This window comes from Aliivibrio fischeri (assembly GCA_038993745.2).
GTDB lineage: Bacteria > Pseudomonadota > Gammaproteobacteria > Enterobacterales > Vibrionaceae > Aliivibrio > Aliivibrio fischeri_B.
This window is the reverse complement of record CP160630.1, coordinates 1,062,111-1,085,213: the sequence shown is the minus strand read 5'-3', so window position 1 is coordinate 1,085,213 and position 23,103 is coordinate 1,062,111. Positions and strand designations below refer to the sequence as shown.

The 23,103-nt window shown below is 40.1% G+C and carries 27 protein-coding genes; 2 read left to right on the top strand and 25 right to left on the bottom strand.

The genetic code is table 11. The features are described from left to right. Positions 1–155: 155 nt before the first annotated feature. From AAFX60_019205 to AAFX60_019195, 3 genes are all read right to left on the bottom strand, one after another. Positions 156–1,598 (bottom strand): Ig-like domain-containing protein, encoded by a 1,443-nt coding sequence (locus tag AAFX60_019205; GenBank protein XDF79287.1) that lies wholly within the window; start codon positions 1,596–1,598, stop codon positions 156–158. A 110-nt stretch (positions 1,599–1,708) separates the two neighbouring features. Continuing rightward, positions 1,709–2,269, bottom strand: coding sequence for an AraC family transcriptional regulator (locus tag AAFX60_019200; GenBank protein XDF79286.1), 561 nt, complete (start codon positions 2,267–2,269; stop codon positions 1,709–1,711). Continuing rightward, positions 2,263–2,718, bottom strand: a complete 456-nt coding sequence (locus tag AAFX60_019195) for an AraC family transcriptional regulator ligand-binding domain-containing protein (protein ID XDF79285.1) — start codon at positions 2,716–2,718, stop codon at positions 2,263–2,265. The genes AAFX60_019200 and AAFX60_019195 overlap by 7 nt, the downstream gene beginning before the upstream one ends. Before the next feature lie 113 nt (positions 2,719–2,831). Here AAFX60_019195 and AAFX60_019190 point away from each other — a divergent pair, with 113 nt between their 5' ends. Beyond that, positions 2,832–3,302, top strand: coding sequence for a YhcH/YjgK/YiaL family protein (locus tag AAFX60_019190; GenBank protein ID XDF79284.1), 471 nt, complete (start codon positions 2,832–2,834; stop codon positions 3,300–3,302). 75 nt (positions 3,303–3,377) lie between these two features. Here AAFX60_019190 and bcsG read toward each other — a convergent pair whose 3' ends face one another. Together bcsG and bcsE are read right to left on the bottom strand one after the other, a co-directional pair. After that, positions 3,378–5,006: a cellulose biosynthesis protein BcsG gene (bcsG, locus tag AAFX60_019185; GenBank protein ID XDF79283.1), complete on the bottom strand. Its 1,629-nt coding sequence runs from the start codon at positions 5,004–5,006 to the stop codon at positions 3,378–3,380. Between the two features lie 207 nt (positions 5,007–5,213). Next, positions 5,214–6,758, bottom strand: a complete 1,545-nt coding sequence (gene bcsE, locus AAFX60_019180; protein ID XDF79282.1) for a cellulose biosynthesis protein BcsE — start codon at positions 6,756–6,758, stop codon at positions 5,214–5,216. Positions 6,759–7,248: 490 nt separating this feature from the next. Between bcsE and bcsQ the strand changes: the two genes are divergently transcribed. Then, complete coding sequence (gene bcsQ / locus AAFX60_019175; GenBank protein XDF79281.1) at positions 7,249–7,842, top strand: cellulose biosynthesis protein BcsQ; 594 nt, start codon at positions 7,249–7,251, stop codon at positions 7,840–7,842. Between the two features lie 45 nt (positions 7,843–7,887). Here the strand turns inward: bcsQ and AAFX60_019170 are convergent, their stop codons facing one another. The 20 genes from AAFX60_019170 to AAFX60_019075 all read right to left on the bottom strand — a co-directional run bounded on the left by AAFX60_019170 (position 7,888) and on the right by AAFX60_019075 (position 23,099). Then, positions 7,888–8,454, bottom strand: coding sequence for a hypothetical protein (locus AAFX60_019170; protein XDF79280.1), 567 nt, complete (start codon positions 8,452–8,454; stop codon positions 7,888–7,890). Continuing rightward, positions 8,454–9,332: a hypothetical protein gene (locus tag AAFX60_019165; protein ID XDF79279.1), complete on the bottom strand. Its 879-nt coding sequence runs from the start codon at positions 9,330–9,332 to the stop codon at positions 8,454–8,456. Before AAFX60_019165 ends, AAFX60_019170 begins: the two co-directional genes overlap by 1 nt. Next, entirely contained in the window at positions 9,332–9,925 is a 594-nt protein-coding gene (locus AAFX60_019160; GenBank protein XDF79278.1) for a putative phage tail protein, read from the bottom strand. Before AAFX60_019160 ends, AAFX60_019165 begins: the two co-directional genes overlap by 1 nt. After that, positions 9,910–10,977, bottom strand: a complete 1,068-nt coding sequence (locus AAFX60_019155; protein ID XDF79277.1) for a baseplate J/gp47 family protein — start codon at positions 10,975–10,977, stop codon at positions 9,910–9,912. The genes AAFX60_019160 and AAFX60_019155 overlap by 16 nt, the downstream gene beginning before the upstream one ends. Beyond that, positions 10,967–11,413, bottom strand: a complete 447-nt coding sequence (locus tag AAFX60_019150; GenBank protein ID XDF79276.1) for a phage GP46 family protein — start codon at positions 11,411–11,413, stop codon at positions 10,967–10,969. The genes AAFX60_019155 and AAFX60_019150 overlap by 11 nt, the downstream gene beginning before the upstream one ends. A 7-nt stretch (positions 11,414–11,420) precedes the next feature. Then, complete coding sequence (locus AAFX60_019145; GenBank protein XDF79275.1) at positions 11,421–12,023, bottom strand: phage baseplate assembly protein V; 603 nt, start codon at positions 12,021–12,023, stop codon at positions 11,421–11,423. Between the two features lie 8 nt (positions 12,024–12,031). Then, positions 12,032–13,108 carry a phage baseplate assembly protein gene (locus tag AAFX60_019140; protein XDF79274.1) on the bottom strand — a complete coding sequence of 359 codons (1,077 nt, stop codon included), beginning with the start codon at positions 13,106–13,108 and terminating at the stop codon, positions 12,032–12,034. Further along, positions 13,101–14,420, bottom strand: a complete 1,320-nt coding sequence (locus tag AAFX60_019135; GenBank protein XDF79273.1) for a DNA circularization N-terminal domain-containing protein — start codon at positions 14,418–14,420, stop codon at positions 13,101–13,103. Before AAFX60_019135 ends, AAFX60_019140 begins: the two co-directional genes overlap by 8 nt. Before the next feature lie 11 nt (positions 14,421–14,431). Continuing rightward, entirely contained in the window at positions 14,432–16,159 is a 1,728-nt protein-coding gene (locus tag AAFX60_019130) for a phage tail tape measure protein (protein XDF79272.1), read from the bottom strand. A gap of 113 nt (positions 16,160–16,272) precedes the next feature. Then, on the bottom strand, positions 16,273–16,629 hold the full coding sequence (locus AAFX60_019125; GenBank protein ID XDF79271.1) for a phage tail assembly protein: 357 nt from the start codon (positions 16,627–16,629) through the stop codon (positions 16,273–16,275). Further along, complete coding sequence (locus tag AAFX60_019120; GenBank protein XDF79270.1) at positions 16,629–16,982, bottom strand: phage tail tube protein; 354 nt, start codon at positions 16,980–16,982, stop codon at positions 16,629–16,631. The genes AAFX60_019125 and AAFX60_019120 overlap by 1 nt, the downstream gene beginning before the upstream one ends. A 13-nt stretch (positions 16,983–16,995) precedes the next feature. Further along, a complete protein-coding gene (locus AAFX60_019115; protein XDF79269.1) occupies positions 16,996–18,474 on the bottom strand; it encodes a phage tail sheath subtilisin-like domain-containing protein in 1,479 nt (492 codons plus the stop codon). After that, positions 18,474–18,683 (bottom strand): DUF2635 domain-containing protein, encoded by a 210-nt coding sequence (locus AAFX60_019110; protein ID XDF79268.1) that lies wholly within the window; start codon positions 18,681–18,683, stop codon positions 18,474–18,476. The genes AAFX60_019115 and AAFX60_019110 overlap by 1 nt, the downstream gene beginning before the upstream one ends. Continuing rightward, positions 18,680–19,294, bottom strand: coding sequence for a hypothetical protein (locus AAFX60_019105; GenBank protein ID XDF79267.1), 615 nt, complete (start codon positions 19,292–19,294; stop codon positions 18,680–18,682). Before AAFX60_019105 ends, AAFX60_019110 begins: the two co-directional genes overlap by 4 nt. Then, positions 19,291–19,833, bottom strand: coding sequence for a phage virion morphogenesis protein (locus AAFX60_019100; GenBank protein XDF79266.1), 543 nt, complete (start codon positions 19,831–19,833; stop codon positions 19,291–19,293). Before AAFX60_019100 ends, AAFX60_019105 begins: the two co-directional genes overlap by 4 nt. Beyond that, positions 19,833–20,267: a DUF1320 domain-containing protein gene (locus AAFX60_019095; GenBank protein ID XDF79265.1), complete on the bottom strand. Its 435-nt coding sequence runs from the start codon at positions 20,265–20,267 to the stop codon at positions 19,833–19,835. The genes AAFX60_019100 and AAFX60_019095 overlap by 1 nt, the downstream gene beginning before the upstream one ends. Positions 20,268–20,269: 2 nt before the next feature. After that, complete coding sequence (locus AAFX60_019090) at positions 20,270–20,851, bottom strand: hypothetical protein (GenBank protein ID XDF79264.1); 582 nt, start codon at positions 20,849–20,851, stop codon at positions 20,270–20,272. A 45-nt stretch (positions 20,852–20,896) separates the two neighbouring features. Next, the gene (locus AAFX60_019085; protein ID XDF79263.1) at positions 20,897–21,181 is read right to left on the bottom strand and encodes a hypothetical protein; all 285 of its coding nucleotides are present in this window, start codon (positions 21,179–21,181) and stop codon (positions 20,897–20,899) included. Positions 21,182–21,231: 50 nt separating this feature from the next. Next, positions 21,232–22,128 carry a Mu-like prophage major head subunit gpT family protein gene (locus tag AAFX60_019080; GenBank protein ID XDF79262.1) on the bottom strand — a complete coding sequence of 299 codons (897 nt, stop codon included), beginning with the start codon at positions 22,126–22,128 and terminating at the stop codon, positions 21,232–21,234. A 2-nt stretch (positions 22,129–22,130) separates the two neighbouring features. Further along, complete coding sequence (locus AAFX60_019075) at positions 22,131–23,099, bottom strand: phage protease (GenBank protein ID XDF79261.1); 969 nt, start codon at positions 23,097–23,099, stop codon at positions 22,131–22,133. Positions 23,100–23,103: the final 4 nt, after the last annotated feature.

Below are 23,103 nucleotides of genomic sequence, written 5' to 3'. Positions count from 1 at the left end.
TTTGTTTATTTTTGATGTTTATGAATGAAGTATCTTTAGGGTTTATTACAGAGTAGGGGCCAAGAAAGTCAACAAAAAAGACTTTCTTGGAATATCGTTTGTTTACATGAAAAATATAACTTAGATTTCTAGATTTTCTTTGAAAGAAATAGAGGCTATTCTTCCGATTCAATTGTTATTGTTACTGTAGCCTGAATAGAGTCTTTTGTAGCGATAACGTCTGCGGAGCCTTCTTTCAATGGTATGATTTTACCTTTATTATTAAGGGATATAATATCGTATCTTGTTGTGTCCCAAGCTACATTCGTAATGTTTTTCGGTTTGTTAGAGTTTGAGAAAATCCCATTTGCGGTTAGTTGGAGCGTTTTATTAACTGGTATAGAAGTCGTATTTCCTTCTGGTATTATTGTAATTCTTTCTAATACTTCAGGGGTTACAGTTATCGTTGAGCTAGCGGTTTTATCACCCTCTAAACTTGTGATAACAGTTGCGTTTCCGAGGGCAAGAGGAACTAGAACTGCTGGTTTGCCTATCTCATATCTCATCGTTGCAGCATTGGTTGGGAGAAGTCTAATATGTGTTGCCAAATTTTGTACTTTTCTTCCGTCAGTCAATATTCCTGAAGTGGTTAATTGAATTTCACGACCTAGTGGAGTTTCAATCTTGCCAGTGGGCTCTATCATTATTTTTGCTATTTTAGCTGATATCACTTCAAGTTGTGATGTTCCACTTATACCATCTTTGGTTGCGGTGATATTAATTCTGCCTATTTTTTTTGGGGTTATTTCCCCTTGGTTCGATACCGTTGCTATTTTCTCGTCTTCTGACTTCCAAGTGACTGATGAATTAAGTTTTAAGGTTGTGTGGTCACTAAGTGTACCTATCGCCGTTAGGTGGGTCTTTTTTCCGATCGGTACCATAAATTTTAAGGGGAAAATTGTAATTTTTTCAAGCTTTGCATCTGTAACGATGATTTTTGCTGTTGCTTTTTTTGCCCCTTTTCTTGCTGTGATTGTTGTTTCACCAACTTTTTTAGGTGTAACTAATCCTGTTATTGATACGCTCGCAACGTCTTCGTTTGATGATGACCATCTACGAGTACTTATGTTGGCTGTCGTATGATCTCTAAATACGCTTGTTAAATTTAGCTGCACTGGGAGCATTTTTGATATTGATGTTACTGCAGGGGTTATTCGAAGGTTTTTAATTTTACCATAGGCTACTTTGATGTGTATTGAGTCATTACTTTCAATGCCATTATAGCGTGCTGATATATCTGCTTCGCCAATATCAATTCCCACAACTGTAGAGCCATTCATTTTGGCCGCTTCAGGGAAAGTGCTATGCCATGTTACATATTTTGTAATATCATGAGTGGTGTTATCCCTGTTTTCAGCCGTAGCGATAAGTTCTAGTTGTTGGGCGGGCCTTAGAACGTAACCACTGATACCTTGTGTCGGCACTTCTTTTGGTGTGATAGTGATTGTGGAAATATTGGAGTGATCTTCGTTAGTGCCATTGTCATTTTTACAAGAGACGAGCAGTAAGCTAGTGAGCACTAATAAAATTAATTTTAATTTCAGAAGTTTTTTAATCATAATATTCATAAACCAGATAGTAATTAATGTAGAGTTCTAATTAGAACTCTTATTGCTTACTTTTTAACCTTCCTGATTTTACAGGTTTGATGGTTTTTGAGTTATTTTAATTAAATATAGTCTTGTCGATATAATTGTGGTGTTACACCATACATACGTTTAAATGCAACAGAGAAAGAGGCTGTGTTTTTATAACCTACACGGCGTGCAATCTCGTCCATTGTTAACTTTGTGCTCATTAAGGTTATGGCCTCATCACAAACGCTGTGGTGAACAATGTTAGTAAAAGAAATACTTTGTTCTTGTAAGCGACGCTGTAACGTAAGAGGTTTCATACCAACCTTGTCAGCCACAAATTCAAGAGTTGGATAGCCATAAAATAAAGCGTATTTGGTTAGTTCGAATACGACTTTTAAAATGTCATGTGGTTGTGGAATCAACATGTAACTCATTGCTTGTTCAACAGTAAAGGCTTTGATTTGCGAGGTCGGCAGCTCAAAACGTCTTGGACATGTAATGTCTTTAACTGGGAACCATACTTGAGTGTTTGGACAGTTCCATGTGATGGGACAATTGAAAATGGATTCAACTTCATGCTGATTGCTCGATGGTGTTCCAGTTAAGTGAATTGCGATAGGTTGGTAATCTTCACCGTGAAATAATTTCAGCAAACGTAAAAAAGACCCGGCAGCAAGAATGCTTTCATGGATGCGTGCTTGAGGTAGAGTTGTTGGCTTAAAAAACGCCACTTAGCTATTGAGCCACTAAGTAACATATTTACTTGAACCCCAGATTGAATCGCATTATGAACAGTATTAACTCGTTTAATTGCCATACCAAGATTGGTTGAGCTTGCGATTAATTGCACGAAAGGGCCAAACTGTTTCAAGTTAGTGGATTGCGATAATTTGGCTGTATAAGCTGGGTCTTGAGTTAAATCTTCTATCTTACAAAGTAAAGCTTCAAAATCACGTAAGGGCATTAGTTTTAATTCATAATTAAATAAATCACTTGGCATATTAAAGTCTGAATGACTTAACCCATAATGCTTCATAGCATGCTCAATCAGCATTTTGGCTGCATATACACGAATAAGGTAAATAGGGTTTTGTTTAGCCATGAAGTCCCTTTTTTGAATATCATCAATGAATTACCATGCTGATTATAACTTACTCATAGGAATAACTCATGCTACTATTTTACTTCAATTAAACGCATTAATTTGAGGTCATCGTGTTTATAGGTAAGTGGAGTGAAGATATTCAAGGAGCAGATTTGCATCCTGTGATTATCGAAATTATTCAATATGTAAAAGAGCAAACTGAGCAGAATACATCGGTAGGGAATTACCCATTGCCTCATGATGAGTCGGTGTATTTTATTGTTGATGATAAAACGGAGTTAAAGGAAAACCGCCGCTCTGAAATTCATCACAAATACCTAGATGTACAACTATTATTAGAAGGTAGTGAGACGTTTGGCTACAGTGAGTATCCATTAATATCGATTGAAGACGATTACTTAGAAGATAAAGACATTGCTTTTAGTAATGATGTAAAAGATGAGCAATTTGTAACGCTAGGTAAAGGAGAGTTTATTATCTTTAACCCTAAGCAACCTCATCGTCCTCTTGTAGCGGTTAATGATACGCCAGCAGCAGTGAAGAAGTTAATCATTAAAGTGAATAGTGCATTGTTGGTGTAGAGTACATCCTCAGTTTTATCGAAAAGAATAGATAAGCCCAAAGCGTAAATCACTACTTTGGGCTTTTTTGTTAGTTTATTTTGTTGGGTACTCAGACCAAGTGGTTCCATCAAGGGACACATAAGGTTTCTTATTGTATTCCATAACGGTAGTCCCAGAGTTTTGCGCTACCATTTTTGTTGTAGGTAGGTCTTTTACTAACTCTGCAGTATTAAATGTTTTCGTTGCGTATATGTCTTCTTCAATAATACGGCTTACTAATGTCGATACCGCTAAGTAGCTTGATGGAGCAGAGATATGTGCGGTACTACCCACTCGTGTCATACCTTGGCCGAAAATTTTCATTCCAACAGGAGTATGCACAATGGTTGCTGATGGAATTTCACGCATACCTGCAATTTGCATTTTATCTCCACGCATACCAGCACCATGTTCGGGAACTAACATTACGACAATATTACGATTTGATGCTTTGAGTTCTTGGAAGAAGTCATATAAATCATCTAATAGATTTTTTAATCGCAGTTTGTAACTGACTAGGCCGACTTTACCACTGGCCTTAATGATACGGTTACCATCATGTAGAGATATGGTGTTGTACAGTGCAACTGTAGGTCCATCTTGTGATTTTTCACGCTTATCTAGCCAACGGTTTAATACATCTTTATCTCGATAAATCGGCGAGCCATCAAATGCAGATTGATACTGAGTTAATCCTGCTTGAGACATTAAAGGTGCTTTTAGATCACCATCTTCTTTTAATAAACCAAGGAAGTCATCAAATTTACCATCGTGGTTTAATAAAAGGTTTTCTTGGAATCCAAGTTTCGCCAAGTTATCAAATAAGAAGCACTGTTTCGATGCTGGAGCTTTGAATAATTCTGGATGTGATTCTTGTCCACAACTGGCTCTTAATAGACGAATAACCGCAGGACCACTATAAGAGGTCGCTGCGCTGAAATTATCAAACATAACATCAAACTCTTTAAATAGAGGATGGCTTTCTAAGCCTGCAATTTCAATATCATCCCAAGCGACAGAGCAAATGCTTAAGAAAAGAAGATCAAAATCAGTCGATGGTGATGTGGTTGGAAAGCTGACTCTACGTTGTGCTTCGTTTCTAAAAAACAGCTCTTTTGCATTATTTAATACAGCATCATTTACGGGGCCAGTTTCATTCACTTGATGATCGGAAATTTGCGCAGTTTCTGCGATCTCTGGCTGTTGAGAAACGTTAGCCACTGCATTTGGTTGGCTACTGAATAAATCAGAAGGAAGACTTATCGCGATCAAAGTAATGACAACAAATACAGAGATACGGAATATTTGATTTAAAAAATAATAAGCGAAAACTAATACAAATAAACCAAGTAGTGTTTCTAACGAGACAAATCGTGAGGCTAATTCAATTAAATAGCTGAGATTGAATTGTAATAATTGACCCATTTGACTCCATAGACGATCTAACGGAGGTAAAAATGAATCATAATGCATTAGCCATAATCCAAAGGGTATAGCTAGACACTGACGAATTACATTTAGTATTTTATGGCGTATTGGGATCAGTAAAAATGCTACTAATGCAAAGTTTTCGATTGGATGAAAATCGATGATACCTTGTAAGAACAGCCCAATTTTTATTATGAAATAAATATTCCACCAGCCAAGGCCATTCAATGTGTGTTGGGATGAGCGTGTATTCATTATTTTGAGCTTCCTTTTCTTGCGAGCTGAGAGGAATGCGTTTGTATATCTTCAAAATGATATTGGACGAGATGCTTTGGTTGGCGGATTTTCGTTGTGTAAAATCGCCAAAAAAATGAAATAATATCACGTAAAAAATAGCCAATAATAAGGCCAATTAGACCACTGAACACAGCAGTAATAATAAAGTCTTGAATATTCATAATATTAAAAATCCAACGGTTTATGTACAGCAAGAGATGCTTGTTGTGGGATTGCTGATAATGGCTCTTTTTCTTTATTTTCGATTAAAGTTATATTGTCGATAGTAAGGCCATTTTGTTCAATATGATGTAACTCATGCTCAATTCTACCTATTGAGGTCAAACTCGTTTCACTAATGAAGATATCTTGAATTGGCAATTTAAAAATATTGTGTAGTGCCGTCGCAAGATCATTAATGCGGACTCCTTGTAAAAACAGGTACATAGAGTTATTAGTGATGGTCATAATATCCCCTTCTCTTTGGATACTACACATTGATAGATAATTCGCGATTTTAATATTTGGAAGACGTTCGAGTTTGATTAACGCAAATTGTGTTTGTGACGTTTCTAATTGTGATAAGAAGGTTTTGGTATAGTAGATAAAACTATTGAAATCAACAAAGCCCTTAACGGCGATAGTTTCAACATGAAAGCTTAGTAATTCTTCAATAGAGCTCGGTAACGGGCGAGTGAATATTTGGCCCTTTAACATCTCAATACCGCTTTGCATTCTAGAAAAACGAGTTCCAAAATGAACAATTAGGTTAATGCCTGCTTGCAGTAAATACATTTCATCAGCGTAACGTAGGCATGGTTTCATCTCTTTAATAATGATTTTGATCTGTTGTCCATATCGTTGACGTAATTGAAACGCCTGCATACCTAATTCAGATACATCATTTTGCTCTGAGCAACTTAATACAATAGCAGCCTTTGACACGCTAGTTAGACTGTTGACTAGTTCAACATTTGTAGAGGCACAGATCATGGTGTCGGGTATTTTATTACCGTATTCAATGGCGGTTTTTGCAATATAAACAGTATCTTCATCGTCAAGATTAGCTGATGATGATAATGAATGCGGATGTTTTATGTTGTAATTTGTTGCGCTATTGTTGTGGAGTGAATGGTAGGTTTCGCTTTCTCCATTCATTCCTGTATTTAATCCCCAATAATATACGTGCTCTAAATACGTATTTTTATCAATGCTTTGGTAATTAGCGTAACCAACACAAAGATTAGGATTTTGTGTAATTGATTTTTTTATTAAGTGTGTATCTCGACCATAAACAAACAAGTTTATTGTAGACGTGGTTTTAATTGACCATTCGTTTAGCTTTTTTATAAAGAATATAACATCTGACTCACTTTTTGTTGTAAAAATGTTGTCTGGGATCGTAATTGTTATGGTGCTATGTTTTTTAGTTTGCAATCTTGTAATGTCATTAGTTAATGATATCAATGAGGTAATGCTTTTATTTTTTGCGAAAAATATGTTTTCACAATATTTATTTAAAGTGGATTTAAATAAATGTATAAACTTATCATTCAATGATTTCGTGAATGATTCCAGTGTGGAAAAACAAATAAAGCTATTTTGTTTTTCATTTATCATCAACTTATTAACATTGTTGATTAGCAGAGTTCGATTGCTAAAAGTAGATATGTATATACTAGACTTTAATTTTTTCCCTTTTATATCAGTCTCTTTTGGAGTTTGTGGCATGACGATCACTCATTGTATTTTTTATATTTATCTATTGTTGGTGATTATTTCTATAACAAAAAAAGAACAATAGAATATTTCTTTTATTTAAGATTCTTGATTAAGAGAATTATTTTATATTCTTTTTTTAAGTATGTATTTATCTTTAAAAGTTAACTAAACAAATATATCGCCCATTCTCACAAATGGTACAAATGTTGAGTGTTATATCTATAGCTATATGTAATAGAATTAATTGTTAAATTAATTTGGATTCAATATCCAGTAAGGAATAGGTTATCTCTAATCATTTTAGCCAAGATATTACAGATTTATTTTCAGCCTTTGATACTAATGAACGTTCATATAATGAGCTAACAGAAAATGAACGTTATCAGAAAATAAAAAAAGCATGGCGAGCCTTAGAGTTATTATCAGAAACTCCAAAATGTGTAGTTAATACATTGGAGAATAAAGTTAATGGTGAAACGATAAGTAAAGAATCCGTACTATGAAAAGAATAATAATAACGGGTATTCGTGGTGGTGTCGGAGCGACAACTGTTGCTGCTAATTTAATCCAAGCATTAAAGTTAAATGATGAAAGTGTCCATATTATTGATGTTCGTCCTGAAAATTTAATGCGGTTTCATTTTGCTATGGATTTGTCAGTGCAAGATGGTTGGGCTAAGAGATGGCTTAACGGTGAATCATGGAAAAATGCAGCATACATAAGCCCAAATTCTCTTTCATTTATTCCTTATGGTGGATTAACGTTAGATGAAAGGCTTACATTTGAACAAAAGTTGATGAGCACATCTGAAGGTCTGTTGGATATATTTCCTATTCAACCTGAGCTTGAGAATATGTGGCAAATTATCTTACTACCAGCTGTGCATGAGCTTAATGAGCATTATGACGAATTATTAGCTAGTGCTGATATGGTGTTGTGCATCGCAAAGCCTGACATACAAAATTATGCATATATTCAGCAGAACGTTTTTTTTCGTCGATTTATAGAACGTTATCAACCTTATTACTTAATTAATGGTTATCAACCTCAAAGCGATTGTAGCGCGGCGCGTAGTATGAACAATAAAAGCTAGAGAAATGAGCACGGCTTAAACTGCTCAATACTCTAGCTTTATTGTTCATAAGTCGGTTGGGTATTCTGGGAATGGGTTTTCAGATTTAATTTTCTTTCTTGCTTCGATACGCTGCTTGTCTAACTCGTTAGCTTTTTCAGTATTACCCTGTAACGCTTCGTCAATGGATTCAGCACGAAGAGGATCTACAATAGTCGAATACAAATAACGACGTTTAGAATCAACATCAAGGACTTCTGATTGAAATTTATTTTGAGTATTAGTAACCCACCCTAAACCATCAAACCATTCATCAAAGCGCGTTTTAGGTTTGTCTAATGTCCATTCGAAGTCAGGCTCACCAAGATTATCCATACATTTTGATTTGTTACAATCTGATTTAGCGTATACGGTTTTCCCTATTAAATTACGAATGTACTCAGTTGCGTGCGGCTTTCCATTTTCATCAATATCAGCGGCGATAACTTTAAAACCTTCTTTATGCGTTTTAATTATTGATGCATCGGTAATTGCATCTATTGGAATTGAAAATTGTCCAACCGCGTGCTGAGTTGCTCGTACTAGACCGTGTTCAACAACTAATGTTTCTTTGTTGTACTTGAAGTAAATCATTAAATTATAACTCCTTTATTTTCAATTAACCCAACAGGCATAACTTGAGTGGTTACATTTGTCGAATCAGAAGCTTTGAAGTTTGTTGTTGTATCTTTCCAAGAGCTAGAGCCACTCGGTACGTTTAAGCTCGAATTAACTATCGTTTCAAATGAACCAGTACCAAGGCCGTTTTGATTAACGATAGAATTCATAGACCCTGAAATTTCTCTAATTCCATCCTCATGCGTCTGACCTGCAATATACGCTGTACCATCTGCTGCACGAACGAAGCGGCCAGATGCGTCTAGTAAATTGATATCGCCACCAGAAACCAGTTCAGGTCGTGCTAGCGCTAAACGCCAATAGAACTCTGCGCTTACTGTTTGGTTCATTTCTTGTAGTGCGAATGATGGTAAGTCTGCGCCACCCCACCAAACCGTCTCTCCTGGTGCTTTGCCTGTGTATTCAATCCAAATGAATGGCTTTGGATAGTCGGGCCAACCTTCACGACGGTTTAGAGGATCGTCTGGGTCTTTACCTATGCAAGTTTTGTTTGGTCCATCATACATTTGATGGATTTTTAACATACCCGTTGTAGCGTCTACCGTCGTACAAGTTTCGCCTGTTGCGTATTCGCGATCGGCTCGGTATGGGGCGAACTGACTACCGTTTCCTGCAAGTAGTTTAGTAAGGTGATCAAACTTTTCAGGGTCAAACGCTACACCATTCGCAGCAAGAGCACCTTGAAATTCAGCAATACATGCGTTAAACCAATCTTGCCCCGGTATCGAAGGTCGGTTATCTACTCCACTTTCAGTAAAGAAACCAGGAGTACCAGTTCGTGGCTTAAGAGGAGGTTTTACAGCAACCTGAGTATTATTTTGAAGAAAATGCATTATGCGTCCTCTTGTGGATAAATAAAGTTGTAGTACTTGCCTGCTAACTTGAATTTGTTCAATGTACATTCAAGAATAGCGGCGTTATTTGATGATGCTATTGGTGTTAAAACATCATCCAAACACGTCGAATAAGTTTGAGTAATTCCATATACAGTAATTTGAATTACATGCCTTAAACTCTCTTCATAAAGTGGGTAAGTGCAATCACGTAGACAATGATGTGGATACACCTCATCAACTGAAATATCAAAGCCTAACTTAGCGGCCAGTTCTTCAATGTTCCACGCTTGCAAGCCGCCTTTACGATGGTATTTTTCTATAACTGCGTTACGTCTATCTTCAAACGTTCGATACTGAACAAAGCACTCAGGAAGGCCTAAATATGCTTCCCATTCTTCGAGTGATTCAACCATGGTTTCTGGTCGCATTTCAGAAAGCAATCCCGTGGCTTTCTCTTCTACTCTTTGCAGTCTTGGTGCGTATCCAGAAACATATTTATATAGGTTTCCTGACGTATCCGTAGGCCAAGCTAAACCACGTGGCATTTGCTGTTGAAGCGCACTTGTCCATGCTGCTATAGAGTGCCCCATATGATGGCTCCTATTGTGTTTAATTCCTCAGTTTGAGCAGGAACATCAGCAGCTAAATCGATCGTATAATTATCAATACCAGGCGTAGAACCAATGGCGGTTCCAAGACTGTTTTTATACATAGTTTGCCCTGGACTTAACGTTTGTGTAAAAGAGCGAATACTCCGCTCGACAGCGGTTCTATTATCGGGCGTATCTGGAGAAATAATTACATCAATATCGATAGTTTTTAACGTTAATTGAATTGCTATTACTTCAATTCCTGCTGGCCTACCAACGTTAGATCCTGTTGATGGGTCAGGATGACGAAATATGTAACTATTCATCGCTACATAATCGGAATAGGTTGGTAAAATATCCTCTCTTTCATCAAAAACAAACGCATAACCAACGGTGGAACCGCCTTGATAAAAGTCTACAGCCCATGCACGACTTACGCCCGGAACTTCACGACACCAAGCAACGTAATCGTACACAGCACCACCCATTGGCGGATTACGTTTTCTAAACAATAATCGGTCTAAAACTGAGGCGATTGACTCATCTTCTGCACCACCAATAATGCCGTTTGAAATACCATTTGTTTGAATACCAGGAACCGCAGAAACCAAGGTTAATATTTCGCCTGAAACCAAGTTACCATCAACACCAACTTCATCGGCTTGAACCGTAACAACAACCGTTCCACTTGATGGCGGATTAGCAAAAGTAACCGTATAAACTTGACCGTTTTGATGGCTTAATTTCGTGCCAATAGGAACCGATGTATTACCAGTTAAAGTGACAGGACCAACCGCATAAGTTGCCAATTTTTGAACAATACCTTCATAACGAGCGGTATCAATAATCGTTTGGTCTTCTGACTCTGTAGTTGGAATAATTTGTCGAACAACAAAGGTAATGTAGTCGTATAAATCACGCACACTTCCGCTTACAGAAACATTAAGCGCTTGCTCAATTCCGAACTTTGGTAGCACTTCATCTAACGATGATTCAATATCAATTAAACCCGTTTCAATGAGCTGTCTAAGAGTAGGAACACTATAAGGCATATTGAATATCCCATTGTTTAGATACAGTCAGTGTAATGACGCTATCATCTGGTTTTGTGATAACCACCGTTAAGGCAAGAACTTGATATTGAGGAATAGAACCCGTTACTGTAATTGATTTTGCAGTAACGCCATCACCACTCTCTACAAGCATCCAAGACAAACAGTCTTCAGTGTATTTAACGGCACGGTTACGAACATCAGTGGTGAGTTTTTCGCGGTAAAGAAGCCATAGGCGAGAGCCCCATGGTTCGTCATAAAATGTATCGCCAGGCCAACCGCGACGGTCGTTAGAATTATCTGGTAATACATCTGAATCTTCAGCTCTAGCATCGGTAAACATAGAGATAAAAACAAGAGCGGTAAGTGAGTCATCTTGAACACTTCCGCTCTCTATCATTACACCTGCGCTGTCATAAACGATGCGTGCGCTCATCTGCTATCTACCCAATCGGTGGTGAAGTATTTGACCCTCCTGCATTGTGATAGTGACCAAGATAAGAAAAGTTACCTGCTGATAAATCAGAACCAGTAATAATCCCATTTGAAGTAATTCCACTATTTGCAAACATACCTAAATCAGTTGATATGCCGCCAGTAACATGCAGAGGGCCTTGAATTAACGTCTCTGGGGATATAATAGTGAATGAGTTTGACGCTTCGAGAATAACATCAGTTGATGATATGTGAATTTTACCGTCTTTGGAAAGAGTGATGCCGTGACCTTCAAGATGGTAAAGCATTACGGCCAACTCTTCCAGATTTTTAGGTCTGCATTCTTTATCTTCTACAGAAACAGCAACTAATCCAGAACGCAATCCCGATGTCGCCACCGCAACGACTTCACTGCTTTTTGGTGGTACAGAGGTTAGGCCGTAGTTCTGAAACCTTTCCATATTATCGACAACTTCATCTGCAAAGCCGATAACCTGAATGTTTTGTCGTTTAGTGCCATCATTAACTAACGTTACAATGCCTCGTGCGACCATTAAACTTAAACGACGGCGTATTGGTGCCAACAATTTTTCAATCATTCTATTGTTCATAATAAGCCTTAACGTTCAATTACTGCGCCAGACCATCCAGCGTCTACTTGTGTTTCTTTTTCAATTGATACAGGAATGTCCATCGCTTCACGTGGAATAACACCTATCACGGTTAATCGTCCAGAATCATCTTCACTAAACATGATCGTCTTAATTAATAAATTACCATCAAGACCTTGAATTGGATCTTTAACCGTAACCAGTTTATTGGTTTCCCAAAGCTTACCGCCTTCCTGCATTCTCCAACCTGTTACGGTTATCTCAGAAGTATTTGACTCGCCAATGCTACGTTGACGTTCCCACTGTCCGCGCTTGCTCGCACCTTCAGCTGTTGATATTTCGTCATTAATAATGATTTTAGGACGGTATCGAGTAATCTGTTTATCGGTGATTTCAGCTTTTTGACCACCAACTGAAGTAACTGCCGTACTGTCCCACTCATTACCTCCACCATAACCCGTCGCTTTAACGATGAACTTACTAAAGCGATCACGTCGAGAGAATCGCCCACGCGCTGCTTTGATGTTTTCACCTAACACAAGCGCAGTTGGTAGCACTTCATTGCTTGCTTTAGTCAGCACTAAGTTTCCGTAAACATCACTGGTTAGCATAATGCCACGTTGCTTTGCTAAGCGAGTAAGCAGCTCGTGACATGTTTCACCTTGCTCTACAGAAACGCGACTAAACGCTTCACCCACATTTGCATCGACCACAACTTTAATATTAAAGGGCTTGCATATTTCGATGGCGATTTGAGATAAGGTTAAATTAAGAAACTGAGAGTGACCAACCACAGAGCAATCCACCAAGTCTCCCGTTTTATCACGGCCACTTACTGCGATGGTGACTTCAGATTCGTCATAGCTTGGGATCCAATCATCAATAAAGCCTGTAATCACTCGGTCAGTACCTAACTCAACCACGCAGCTATCGCCTTCATTAATTGGCTTATCAATGGCGTTCTTTAAATCCCAAGTTAGACTTAACTCAAAACTTCCCGACATAGCATCAAGCGCTCTTGTGATTTGAACATTAGTCCATCCAGAATATACCGCACCATTGATTTTCAAAGACACCTTATCCATTAATTACCTCGATAGGCTCATTCGCTTGAATAAATGATGGATTCTTAATTCCATTACGACGAACTATGCTTTGTCTTAATTCGGTATTGCCTGTTTCTCTCCAAGCCACCAAGGCAACAGGGTTCGTTATAATAGGCGTATAAATACTAAGTTGAGGCAACAGCTCTGCACGCTCTTTTGTATCATTAAGTACAGCTTGACGTAGCACTCTGAACTGACGCCAAACTGAAGAACTGCCAACATCAACCGCAATGGCTGCTCGTTCTGCCAATTCATCCGCTATCGTATAACCAATATTTCGTAATTGCTGACCAGTAAGGACGGCTTGACTGTCTGCACCGGTTAAACCTGTAATCACTTCAACTTTTGCGGACAAATCTTGAATAATGATTGAGTCGCCTAATGCGGATGCTTTAGATACCACAGCGGATTCAAGAACTAGTGTTTTAAAAGTTTCACTGTTTTGAATGATATTCGCTTGAGTAATCGGGTTTGCACTGTTTGGTACTGAGCTTGCGTTAGTGCCATCAGTAACAATGTTTTTTGTTAAACCACCCGTAATAGCTAACTCAGCTCGTTCGCCATCCCAACGGTTTTTTACTTGGTCATAAACTTCGAGTGAACGAATAGGATCCTTAACCACGCTTTTAATGTCTTCTAATAACCCCATTACTTCACGAGCTAATTCGCCAGGATAAGCAAGCAGTTTTCCTACAGAATCTTTTACTCGAATTAATCGGTCTGTCCATTCTCTTAATTCAGAAGGAAGGGAAGGAAGTCCTCGCGTAAACTCTTCCAAGTCATCCAAGAACGCATCAATCATATCGCCTGCGCCTTGCTCTGCGTCTTTATTCCATTCCTTTTCAAACTCTTTATTACTGGCTTCTTGGCTGGCTGCTGATTCTGCTTTTACTGCATGAACCGTATCAATACCAGCAACAGGGAATAATGCTTTCCCTGCTTCAAACACTTCAAAGCTAAAAGTGGCAATACCATCTTCTTTATTGACAAGCTTATGGCTGACTTTACCCACTTGAACTTGCTGCACCCCAAACCAAGGGTGGATTAACTCACACGACCCTGGTTTATTTAATGCAGCAAGAATATCGACTAATTCTTTAACGTAATTATCACCAACCACAATTCCAGTAATGGTTTGATTGGTAAGCACTGCGCCGTTGTCTTCTGTCCATCCTGTGTTTCTTTTTGGGTAAGCATGAGGAACTGCACGACGGCCAGAGTTACCGTCTGCATCTTCAAGTTTAAATTCAATGCCACGAATAGAGGCCATTAAACGGGTTTCAAACGACATTTAAAGCTCCTTTAATTTCGACCATTATCAAGATTTATGGCAATAGTTGGAGAACTTGCAGATTGAGTCACTTGGATACGATCATCAGAAACTTTAATATCCAAACCAATATTTGCACCACCAGTCGTCGATGATGAACCTCCAAAGAATCCTTTGATATCATCTAACACATCAAGTAATCCTGCTGATACAGGGAAGTTTTCAGGAAGTTGTGAAGTATCGACGCTACTCTTACGACGTACATCAAAAGGGCTAAACTCTTGAACACCCGTTGCAATTGATTCTCCAGCTTGATAAAGAATCGCACCAGAAAGTAAATTCGCAGCACCTGATTTAATCAGGCTTGATGTTTTAGATCTCGGTTGATTTGGTGTTGGACCATTACCTGAACCACCAACAGCACCGCCACCCATACCACCACCTGGCATATTCACAACATAAACAGGCATTGCGCCTAAGTCTTGCATTCCGCCTGCACCAGAACCGCCTTTACCACCTTTGCCGAAAAAGTCACGAGTGGTATTTACAAAGTCCATTCCTTTCTTTGCTGCAATAATGCCACCAATAGCGATGACAGCGGTTTCACCCCACTTAAGCCAATCATCAATGGTTTCGCTGTCTACGCTGTTTATCGCATCTGCAATGTCTTGGATGGGTGGAGCAAGCTTGTCATTGGCTATTTCATTGAAGGTGTTATTCATTGATGCCATTGCACTGTTAAACGTGGCGGCGTTAGTAGCTGCTGCTTTTTGCGTTGCGCCTAATTCGGCAGTACCTGACGTCATCTTCATTAATAGCTGTTTGTTTTCTTCTGAATATAGAGACGTTAATCCGCTAATTGCGGTGCCATCAAACACATCGCCTAACTTCATAGGATCATTTTCAGCTTTATCTAAAATCTCCATTAATAATTCAATAGGCTCTCTCAGTTCTTTGGTTCCTTTCTTGAACACTTCGATACCTTGTTGATCTAAAAACTCGACTTTCTTTTTATCTTGAAACGCTGAGAATACCGCCTCGATAGATGTTACTGATTCATCGGCACTGCCTTTTGTTTTAGCAAACAGTTGAACCAACCCTGCCATTTGTGAAATGGCTTGTGGTCCTTTTCCTTGATACACAGAGAATAATTGCTCTGATACGTTAGCTAAGTCACTTACGTTAACGCTACCAACGGCAAACTGACCGTATAATTCATCAATGGTGTTCATTACATCGGTTGACGATTTAACGCCTTTCTCACGAAACTGAGCAAAGATAGCTGCGGTAGATTTTGCATCGGCCCCGAACGCTTGCATGAACAAACCCATGTTTTCAAGGTTGTCATTTACAAACTCTAGATCACCAGTCTTGGCTAACAGCTCATCAACCCCTGTGGCTAAATCAGTTGTTGCTACACGAATATCTTTTTGATTTGACATCTCTTGAATGGAAGCGGTTAACATATCGACTTGTTCAGCACGTAACATCGCATTCGTTCCGATACGAGTCATTTGTGCATCAAATGCAGCAACGTTCTTAACCGCCGTTCCTGCAACAACCGTACTAGCAAGCCCCATATAACGATTACCTAATGAGTCAATACCACGACCTGCGGCTTCGGATGATTTTTTGACAAGACTCATGGCTCGCTCGTTTTTCTTTGCGAACTCCGACATGTTCGCGCCGTATTGTTTTGCTTTTTGAGAAAGGTTACCCGCGAGATTAAGAACAATATCGGTAACTAGTTTATTGGACATTCTGAAGTTCCTTAAGCTGATAATACAACTTCAATAACCGACGAATTGGAAGGGGAGATAAGGCACTTACTGGAAATCTGCCACTCATGGCGAGCAGCAGATTTTGGCAAATATCAGGAAGCGCCGTTAGATCGCCCCCGCTGTTCAAACTCCTTCATTAATAATTTATCTAGGTTGCTTGATTGCTTTTGAATTTCATTCAAGTCACCTGGTGATAACTTACGAAGCTCTTTGATTTGAAATGGACCTTGAACATTACCGATGTATTCAATTTGGCGAACAAGCATTTCTAATCCATAAAGCACATCAGAGGTATAAGCGACTGGCGTTCCATCATGAATAATGATTTTTTCGGCAGCCATTTGAGCATCAATCAAATCACCACTGCTTAGCTCTTTTAACCCCACTTCAGTGTGGATATCATCACCCACCTTGAAGCCGTCTTTTAGTTCAAACGTCATTAATGCCATTAGGTTTTACTCACTTTATTACCTTGGAATACGACATTGATGTCACCTGAGTCGGACAATGTGGCTGGTCCTTGTGGTGCTGCGTCTGTCATCATGTAATCAACGCCGTTATCGCCTTCCCACGTTAACGTAGCAAATTCGATCGCATTAATTTCAAGTACATCGACATCTTCATCCGCCGCAATCACCATCGTAATGGTTGGTACTGTGTACTCTTTTGATTGACCCCATACACGACTAGGGCCAACATGTGAGGTTCGCGTGTAACCACCTGGGTTAAGTTGTGAACCTTTCTTCGTTTTGAATTGCTTGCCGTTAGCACGAACAACCACTTCGCCAAGAATCGCTCCCATAATTTATTCCTTCCTAAAGTTTAAATTGAAACAGTGCTGCAAAGATTCGTAACTGATTCACGATGTCTGGATGCGCTACGCAGTTCAAGCGGTTCTTATCATTCGCATCACGATACACTTCTAAGGTTTCCGCAAAGAGATCGTAATCTTCAATCAGACCTTGCGTTACCCATTGCTGAGCTAAGTCTAAAATAGCTAAACGCATTAGCTTTGGTGTTACCACGGGTTGAGCAGGATCTAACTGTGGCAGAACATCATCATTTGCTAACTTATGGCGTGGGTAACGGTTGGTTACCATGGTACGCATCGAGTAACGTAAGTAGCCCAATGTTGCAGGCGTAGTAATATCTAAATAGCTTGGGTCTGGGTCACCGTAAATGTTTTCACGGTACATTGAGATTTCACGCTCAATGGCGACTTGTCCACCCGGTGTGACGGTATACGTTGCAATGCCATCTTTAAGTAGAAGGTTGCGCTCGGTTAAATCCCAAACCACTTCTTTTTGCGGTGGTAATAAACTTGGCAAGATTAACGTTTGCAGCGGACGCGCTGGGTCAATCGCTAAGTTGTATGAGGCAATACCTGCATAACTTGCTGCCCATTCCCATGTTGGGTTAGGTGCGGCATTGGTTCCCATACAGCTAAATAAGAAATCATTACGTGCTTGGCCGTAAGATCCCGATTCAGCAAACGTGCCACGAAAAGCGGTATAGGCAATACCTTCAATCATTTTAAGTGGACCCCAACGCTCGACTAATTCATCACGCAAGTCGTTCATGCTTTGAGTGTCGTTGTATGGGTTGACCACGTGGTTGTACCATTCATCAGGAATAGCGGCGACAATGGACGCCATATCTGGTGTGCCTGCACCACCTGTAAATGCCGTTTTAACCAGTGTGACACCTTGAGGAAGCACTTCACCATCATAGTAGTTATAGCGAATATCTAAGTCATTACCCGTTACGCCTTTGTGCTTACAAGTAAATTCAACGACTTCTGTTTCACCTGATTTTAGTGCAGCTGAAACAGGAAGGTTTGTTAGCTCAGTGACCTTTGCGATAACAGCAGTAGCAATTTCAGCAGCGGTGTTATCGTCTTTAACTGCTACTTGAACCGATTGACCAGCCACTAATAAAGCGATCACACCTGCTTTTGCATTGGATGCAGTAATAGTTAACTCTGCTTTTGCTTGCGTTCCTGCGGTTAAATCAGCAACACCAAGAGCGTAAACATCGGTAGAGAAGTTAGCCTTACGCAGCTTTTTAAGCATAAGAGCCATCATTGAGCCTTTTCCGTATAACTCGTCCCAACGGCTTTCGCTCGTAGTGATGCGCTCTAGGGTTAACGGCGTTGCTGCTGCGCCTGATAATTGCTGACCAATCACCAAAATCTTTTGTGCTTGCGCTGGCGTTCCGCTTAGTGCCTGGCTGTTATCAATATCGATATAAACCAGAGGAACGCGAATATCATTGGGGATAGAACCTAGTGACATTATTTGTCTCCTTTATCTTTAGTGCTTGCCTTAGCTTTCGCTTCTTTGGCTTTGTGCTCTTCGGCTTCAACGCGGATAACATCACCATCATTAATACGGCGAACCCAAAAAGCAGTGCGCTTTACTTTTTCGCCTTTTTTGTCTAGGTGCGTTCCGTCAGGCTTACGAACAAGAACGTCTTCTTTTTTAGGTTTTACAGTAATCATCATGGTTGTGGATCCTGTGGTAATTGAATCTCTGCTTCTAGCACTGGTGCACCATCAGCAATTGGGGCTTTAAAATCAAACGTTAGGAATGGGTCTAGATCATCAAGATTAATCTCCACATCGAGACGCCAATCTTGTGTCCATGTCACCACCCAAATAGATACACCTAATTCATCAATTTTTCCGCTATATAAATTATCGGCTCTTACATCTAACGCCGTTGATTTTGCGTTGTAGGTTTTGTGCCATCCTCGGCTCATGATTGCTTGAGCTACTTTGGCCGTGACGACTTCAGCACGTACGTCTTTTGAATATCCCCACATGTCGGTCATGAACACATAGGCTGCAAAGTTAATGGTTCCGATTAGTTCTGAGCCGATGTTCTCTATCTTTGGAATACGAACAGCCGCAACACGAATACCACCATCACGATTTCCCATCCAACGCTTTACTTCATCTGGTTTATCGAACTTTCCGATATGACGTTCAACACTTTGAACTTTGTCTACGTCGTTCTTTCCACCTTCAAGCTTGGTCTTAAGATAAGAAACCACTTGTTCGCTTGCCCATACGGTAGAACCAAGCGTTTGTAAACTGGGTCTTGATGTTGTCATGCCATTACTTCCTTCCAAAAGTCACCGATAACCGCAAAGACTTCGGTTTGGTTGTCGCTACTAAGCCCTAAGAACTGACGTTGTGGTATTTCCATTTGTCGGCTAAATGCTGCAACGGATTGATAAACAGGAAATGCTAACGCTTTACCAAACGCTTGAGTAATGAGCCTAGTGTGAGCATCAACTTGAACCTGACCTGAAAACCCATCTTGATGAACGCCTGCATAGGGCAGAGGTGAACCAATTCTGACTTGGTTTTTCTCAACGATGTATTGGATTGAATCTAATAAATCGCCTTCTCCTTGCAGTAAAGATTGATTACCATGCCTGGTCTTTTCATAACCGCTTGACCATGCTTGCCATGCAGTACCATCTGGTGCGGTTTTTTCATCCGCAATGCGTCGTCTTGTTTGGCTTTCAACGATGGCACCAAGGCTATCGAGTAATTCATCTTTATGTTTCGAATCAGATAAGGTATCAACCAAGCGTTGATAGCGCTCAAGCTCTTCTGCTCCAGTAACCTGAACGCTAATACCCATTACAGAACGCCTCGCAATGTGTTTCTGGTAAATAATCGCTCGTTAGTTTGAACAAGCTCTACTTTACCTACGCTTCCTTCTTCTGGTGTGTCTACCGTTGGAAGGCCAAGCTCACGTTTACCATTCGCAATTTCACGTAATGTGGTTAATGCCATTTCATAACGTTTTTCTACTAATTCAGTGGCTTGTTGGTCACGGTCTGATAACCAGTAAAACGCGATAGTCATTGCGACTTTGTTTAACATGCCTGGCACGGTTGGAAGAGGAAGGACATATCGACGACCGATAAAAGAATCGATCTCTTCGTCTGCTTGCTCCAACGCCTGCTCGATTGCAGTGTCATTCAATTGGTCTGTTGCTCTATCAATCGCAACGTTCCAAAGCATTTGTTCATCACGGTCTATTAAATCTTGCTTGGTTGCGTAGATAGCCATGCTTATTCTCCAATCAAGGATTCAAGTTCTAGAACGTCAACATTTAAGTGAGGCTCATCGTGTACTCTTTTCGCTTGTGATGGTGCCATAAACACCACAGGAAACGCGCTTTCAATACCAAGTCCACTTTGAGATAACTCAGGGTTTTTAATGTCATCATCGCTGACAACAATAACCACTGTTTTCTCAAGGCGAGAAAAATGAACACCGCTGCGCCAGAAGCCATTGTCTGAACGCGAGCTGACTTCCATAGCGCCAAGCACTTCGATATCGGTTTTGCGATCAAGAAGCCCAAAAAGCTCATTGTTGCTTTCAGAATTGCTGACCAATTGTGTTTCCACTTCATTTCCAGTTTCCAAATCACCATCTTTACCATTTCCTTTTTCAACTACAGAACCACTTGTTGGCGCGATTGGCACTTGATAGTGACCCGTTAACGCAGCCACTTCTGACTTGGTTTGCTTCTGTTCGGCTTGCGTTGTTTTGATGGCATCACCATCTTGAACTGGCTTTGTGCTTGCACTAGCCTTTGTCTTTTTCGTTTTAGACTTATTTGTGGTTTTCTTTTTAGATGCTTCACTCACAGTAAGCTCCTTTTAAACACAATATAAAGAGGGATTAATCAGGGTTTAATTCACAAAAAGATCATGAGATCCCCAGACATTATCGGCTTCCGTTACTATTACGTCACCGATAGAGCCGGATGTTCTTCCGTAAATGTTTTTCGGCGTTGATAGTGACCACCCGATGCCTTTTTCAAGCTTTAGTTGATGCCCCCATATTTCGGCATCATCTGGTGCGAAATCTTCAAGTCGATACTTAACCACGCTGCCCGATTGGTTATCCATGTATCCAACAGCCGCAGAAGAAATAAGAGTCCATGTATCTGGGTTTAGATTAACTTTAACTGTCATGGCCTTGTTCCTTTAAATATGGCGGCACTGAGACCGCCATAATGAGTTGATTATGCGATGAATGGTGAAACCACAACTTCCACATCCTGGTAGTAGATATTGGTATCGCCACCTTCAATCAGCATTCGATCGATTAACTTCTTAGCCGCTGCACGGTTAGCGTAACCAACCACCAATGTCGTTGGTCGCACGCCAAGTGGTGTACCATCCGCACGCTTCATGCCACCAAGTTGTTTAACCGCAAGCTCATAGTTCGCTTCAGTTAGCGCAGCTTTAGAACCAATCGCTAATTGAGGGAATGAGAAACCAACTTCACAACGGCCATCTGTACCTGCTGCAAATTTGTTGTTGAACCAGGTGTATTCTTCTGTCGGGTTCATGTTCTTAAACACGAATGGACGACGGGTTTGATACACAATCGGCTTTAGCGTTTGAGAGTTATCAATCAAGAACCAAGGTGAACCTGTATCCGTAGATGGGTCGCCGACTACGTTTGAGAACGTCGATGCTGGTGTAGTATCTAATGGGTGGTCCGTATCAAAGTAGTTTTGGCCGTCGTAACACAATGTTGTGAAGCCAGCTACCAATAGTGGGTACGCTAACTTATCAGGGAACATGGTAACTTGGTCACCAAAACGCTCTGCTAATACTGAGTACTGACCGATTTGGTCGTCTTCAACATTTTCACGACTGATAGAGATAGAACTTTCAAACGTTTTGTTGGTGATGGCATAACCATGTTTACCCACATCAGCAAGCTGACGATCGCCAACCCATTCTTTAATCTCTGGTAAGTCTTTTAGCCAACCGTAAAAGTTTGATGCACCCGATGATGGAACTTCGGTTGCGATTTTGTCCCATTGAGGCTGTGCACGTGAAACACCTTTCACATATGCAGCGTTCATAGATACAAATAGTGCTTCAATAATTTGAGCTTCAGTCGCCATGATTACGCGTCCTTATTCTGTTCATTGTAAGCCGCGATGCTTTCCTTTGATTTAAGGAATTCATCTTCGGTTAAATTCATCTTGCGGCATAACGCAAGCTCTTCTTTATCCAACTTGCTGTTAGTTGCAAGGTTTGGTTTTTTGTCTTCTTTATCAGAGACAACCGCAGACGCAGTAGCTACGAACTTGGCGAATTGCTCTTTACCACCTTCAGAACGACACATACCAACAAACATATCTTTATTTGCAGGCGCTACTTTTCCGTCGGCAATCGCACTATCAACTAATGCTTCAATCTCAGCATCTTCAACTGCTTTTAATTTACCTTCGGCGGTTTCAGCACGGTTAAGCGCAACGTTATGTGTTTCAACTGGAACAAACTTGGTTAAATCTGGATGCTGCGCACTGTTTAATGCGACTTGCTTTTCTGACTTAAGGGAGTTGATAGCAGTCAACACTTGATCTTCTGTTGCTTCTGCTGATAGCGACAGGGCCGCAACGATTGCTTGAGAAAACTTCATGTCTTCGTCCTCTATTCTATTTAAGGCTGGTACATTTAAATTAGGGCTGTTAGTTAAACCAGAACTTGCCAACTCGATGACAGTTCCATTTTCATCGTAAGTGAACGATGGCGAATAATAAGCGTATTTCTTTTCTTCAATTAACTCGTGGCCTTCGCTGTTCCATTCAACTTTTCCATACACTTCGCCATTACGGTTTTGTAACTCTACAATCCAACCGACAGCAGGCGCAGGGTCACCGTTTGGTGCTTTGATATGTGTTGAGTGCTCGATATCAAAAGGCAATTTTTTTTGAAACGCAGCAACAACGGCATCAGGGTTTGAGTTTGTCCAAGAACGCTTATCAATACCTGAAAAATTTCCAGCAGGAATCATAGGAAGCCAAAGGCCTTCTGGTGAAACCGTATTGGAAAGACTAAAGCAAAGGGCGGTATATAATTTGCGACTCATTACT

Bases quoted from the DNA above. Each gene is read 5' to 3' on its own strand.
- AAFX60_019205 (XDF79287.1), bottom strand. From the start codon at position 1,598: ATGATTAAAAAACTTCTGAAATTAAAATTAATTTTATTAGTGCTCACT.
- AAFX60_019195 (XDF79285.1), bottom strand. From the start codon at position 2,718: ATGGCTAAACAAAACCCTATTTACCTTATTCGTGTATATGCAGCCAAA.
- bcsG (XDF79283.1), bottom strand. From the start codon at position 5,006: ATGAATACACGCTCATCCCAACACACATTGAATGGCCTTGGCTGGTGG.
- bcsE (XDF79282.1), bottom strand. From the start codon at position 6,758: ATGCCACAAACTCCAAAAGAGACTGATATAAAAGGGAAAAAATTAAAG.
- bcsQ (XDF79281.1), top strand. From the start codon at position 7,249: ATGAAAAGAATAATAATAACGGGTATTCGTGGTGGTGTCGGAGCGACA.
- AAFX60_019170 (XDF79280.1), bottom strand. From the start codon at position 8,454: ATGATTTACTTCAAGTACAACAAAGAAACATTAGTTGTTGAACACGGT.
- AAFX60_019165 (XDF79279.1), bottom strand. From the start codon at position 9,332: ATGCATTTTCTTCAAAATAATACTCAGGTTGCTGTAAAACCTCCTCTT.
- AAFX60_019160 (XDF79278.1), bottom strand. From the start codon at position 9,925: ATGGGGCACTCTATAGCAGCATGGACAAGTGCGCTTCAACAGCAAATG.
- AAFX60_019155 (XDF79277.1), bottom strand. From the start codon at position 10,977: ATGCCTTATAGTGTTCCTACTCTTAGACAGCTCATTGAAACGGGTTTA.
- AAFX60_019150 (XDF79276.1), bottom strand. From the start codon at position 11,413: ATGAGCGCACGCATCGTTTATGACAGCGCAGGTGTAATGATAGAGAGC.
- AAFX60_019145 (XDF79275.1), bottom strand. From the start codon at position 12,023: ATGAACAATAGAATGATTGAAAAATTGTTGGCACCAATACGCCGTCGT.
- AAFX60_019140 (XDF79274.1), bottom strand. From the start codon at position 13,108: ATGGATAAGGTGTCTTTGAAAATCAATGGTGCGGTATATTCTGGATGG.
- AAFX60_019135 (XDF79273.1), bottom strand. From the start codon at position 14,420: ATGTCGTTTGAAACCCGTTTAATGGCCTCTATTCGTGGCATTGAATTT.
- AAFX60_019130 (XDF79272.1), bottom strand. From the start codon at position 16,159: ATGTCCAATAAACTAGTTACCGATATTGTTCTTAATCTCGCGGGTAAC.
- AAFX60_019125 (XDF79271.1), bottom strand. From the start codon at position 16,629: ATGGCATTAATGACGTTTGAACTAAAAGACGGCTTCAAGGTGGGTGAT.
- AAFX60_019120 (XDF79270.1), bottom strand. From the start codon at position 16,982: ATGGGAGCGATTCTTGGCGAAGTGGTTGTTCGTGCTAACGGCAAGCAA.
- AAFX60_019115 (XDF79269.1), bottom strand. From the start codon at position 18,474: ATGTCACTAGGTTCTATCCCCAATGATATTCGCGTTCCTCTGGTTTAT.
- AAFX60_019110 (XDF79268.1), bottom strand. From the start codon at position 18,683: ATGATGATTACTGTAAAACCTAAAAAAGAAGACGTTCTTGTTCGTAAG.
- AAFX60_019105 (XDF79267.1), bottom strand. From the start codon at position 19,294: ATGACAACATCAAGACCCAGTTTACAAACGCTTGGTTCTACCGTATGG.
- AAFX60_019100 (XDF79266.1), bottom strand. From the start codon at position 19,833: ATGGGTATTAGCGTTCAGGTTACTGGAGCAGAAGAGCTTGAGCGCTAT.
- AAFX60_019095 (XDF79265.1), bottom strand. From the start codon at position 20,267: ATGGCTATCTACGCAACCAAGCAAGATTTAATAGACCGTGATGAACAA.
- AAFX60_019085 (XDF79263.1), bottom strand. From the start codon at position 21,181: ATGACAGTTAAAGTTAATCTAAACCCAGATACATGGACTCTTATTTCT.
- AAFX60_019080 (XDF79262.1), bottom strand. From the start codon at position 22,128: ATGGCGACTGAAGCTCAAATTATTGAAGCACTATTTGTATCTATGAAC.
- AAFX60_019075 (XDF79261.1), bottom strand. From the start codon at position 23,099: ATGAGTCGCAAATTATATACCGCCCTTTGCTTTAGTCTTTCCAATACG.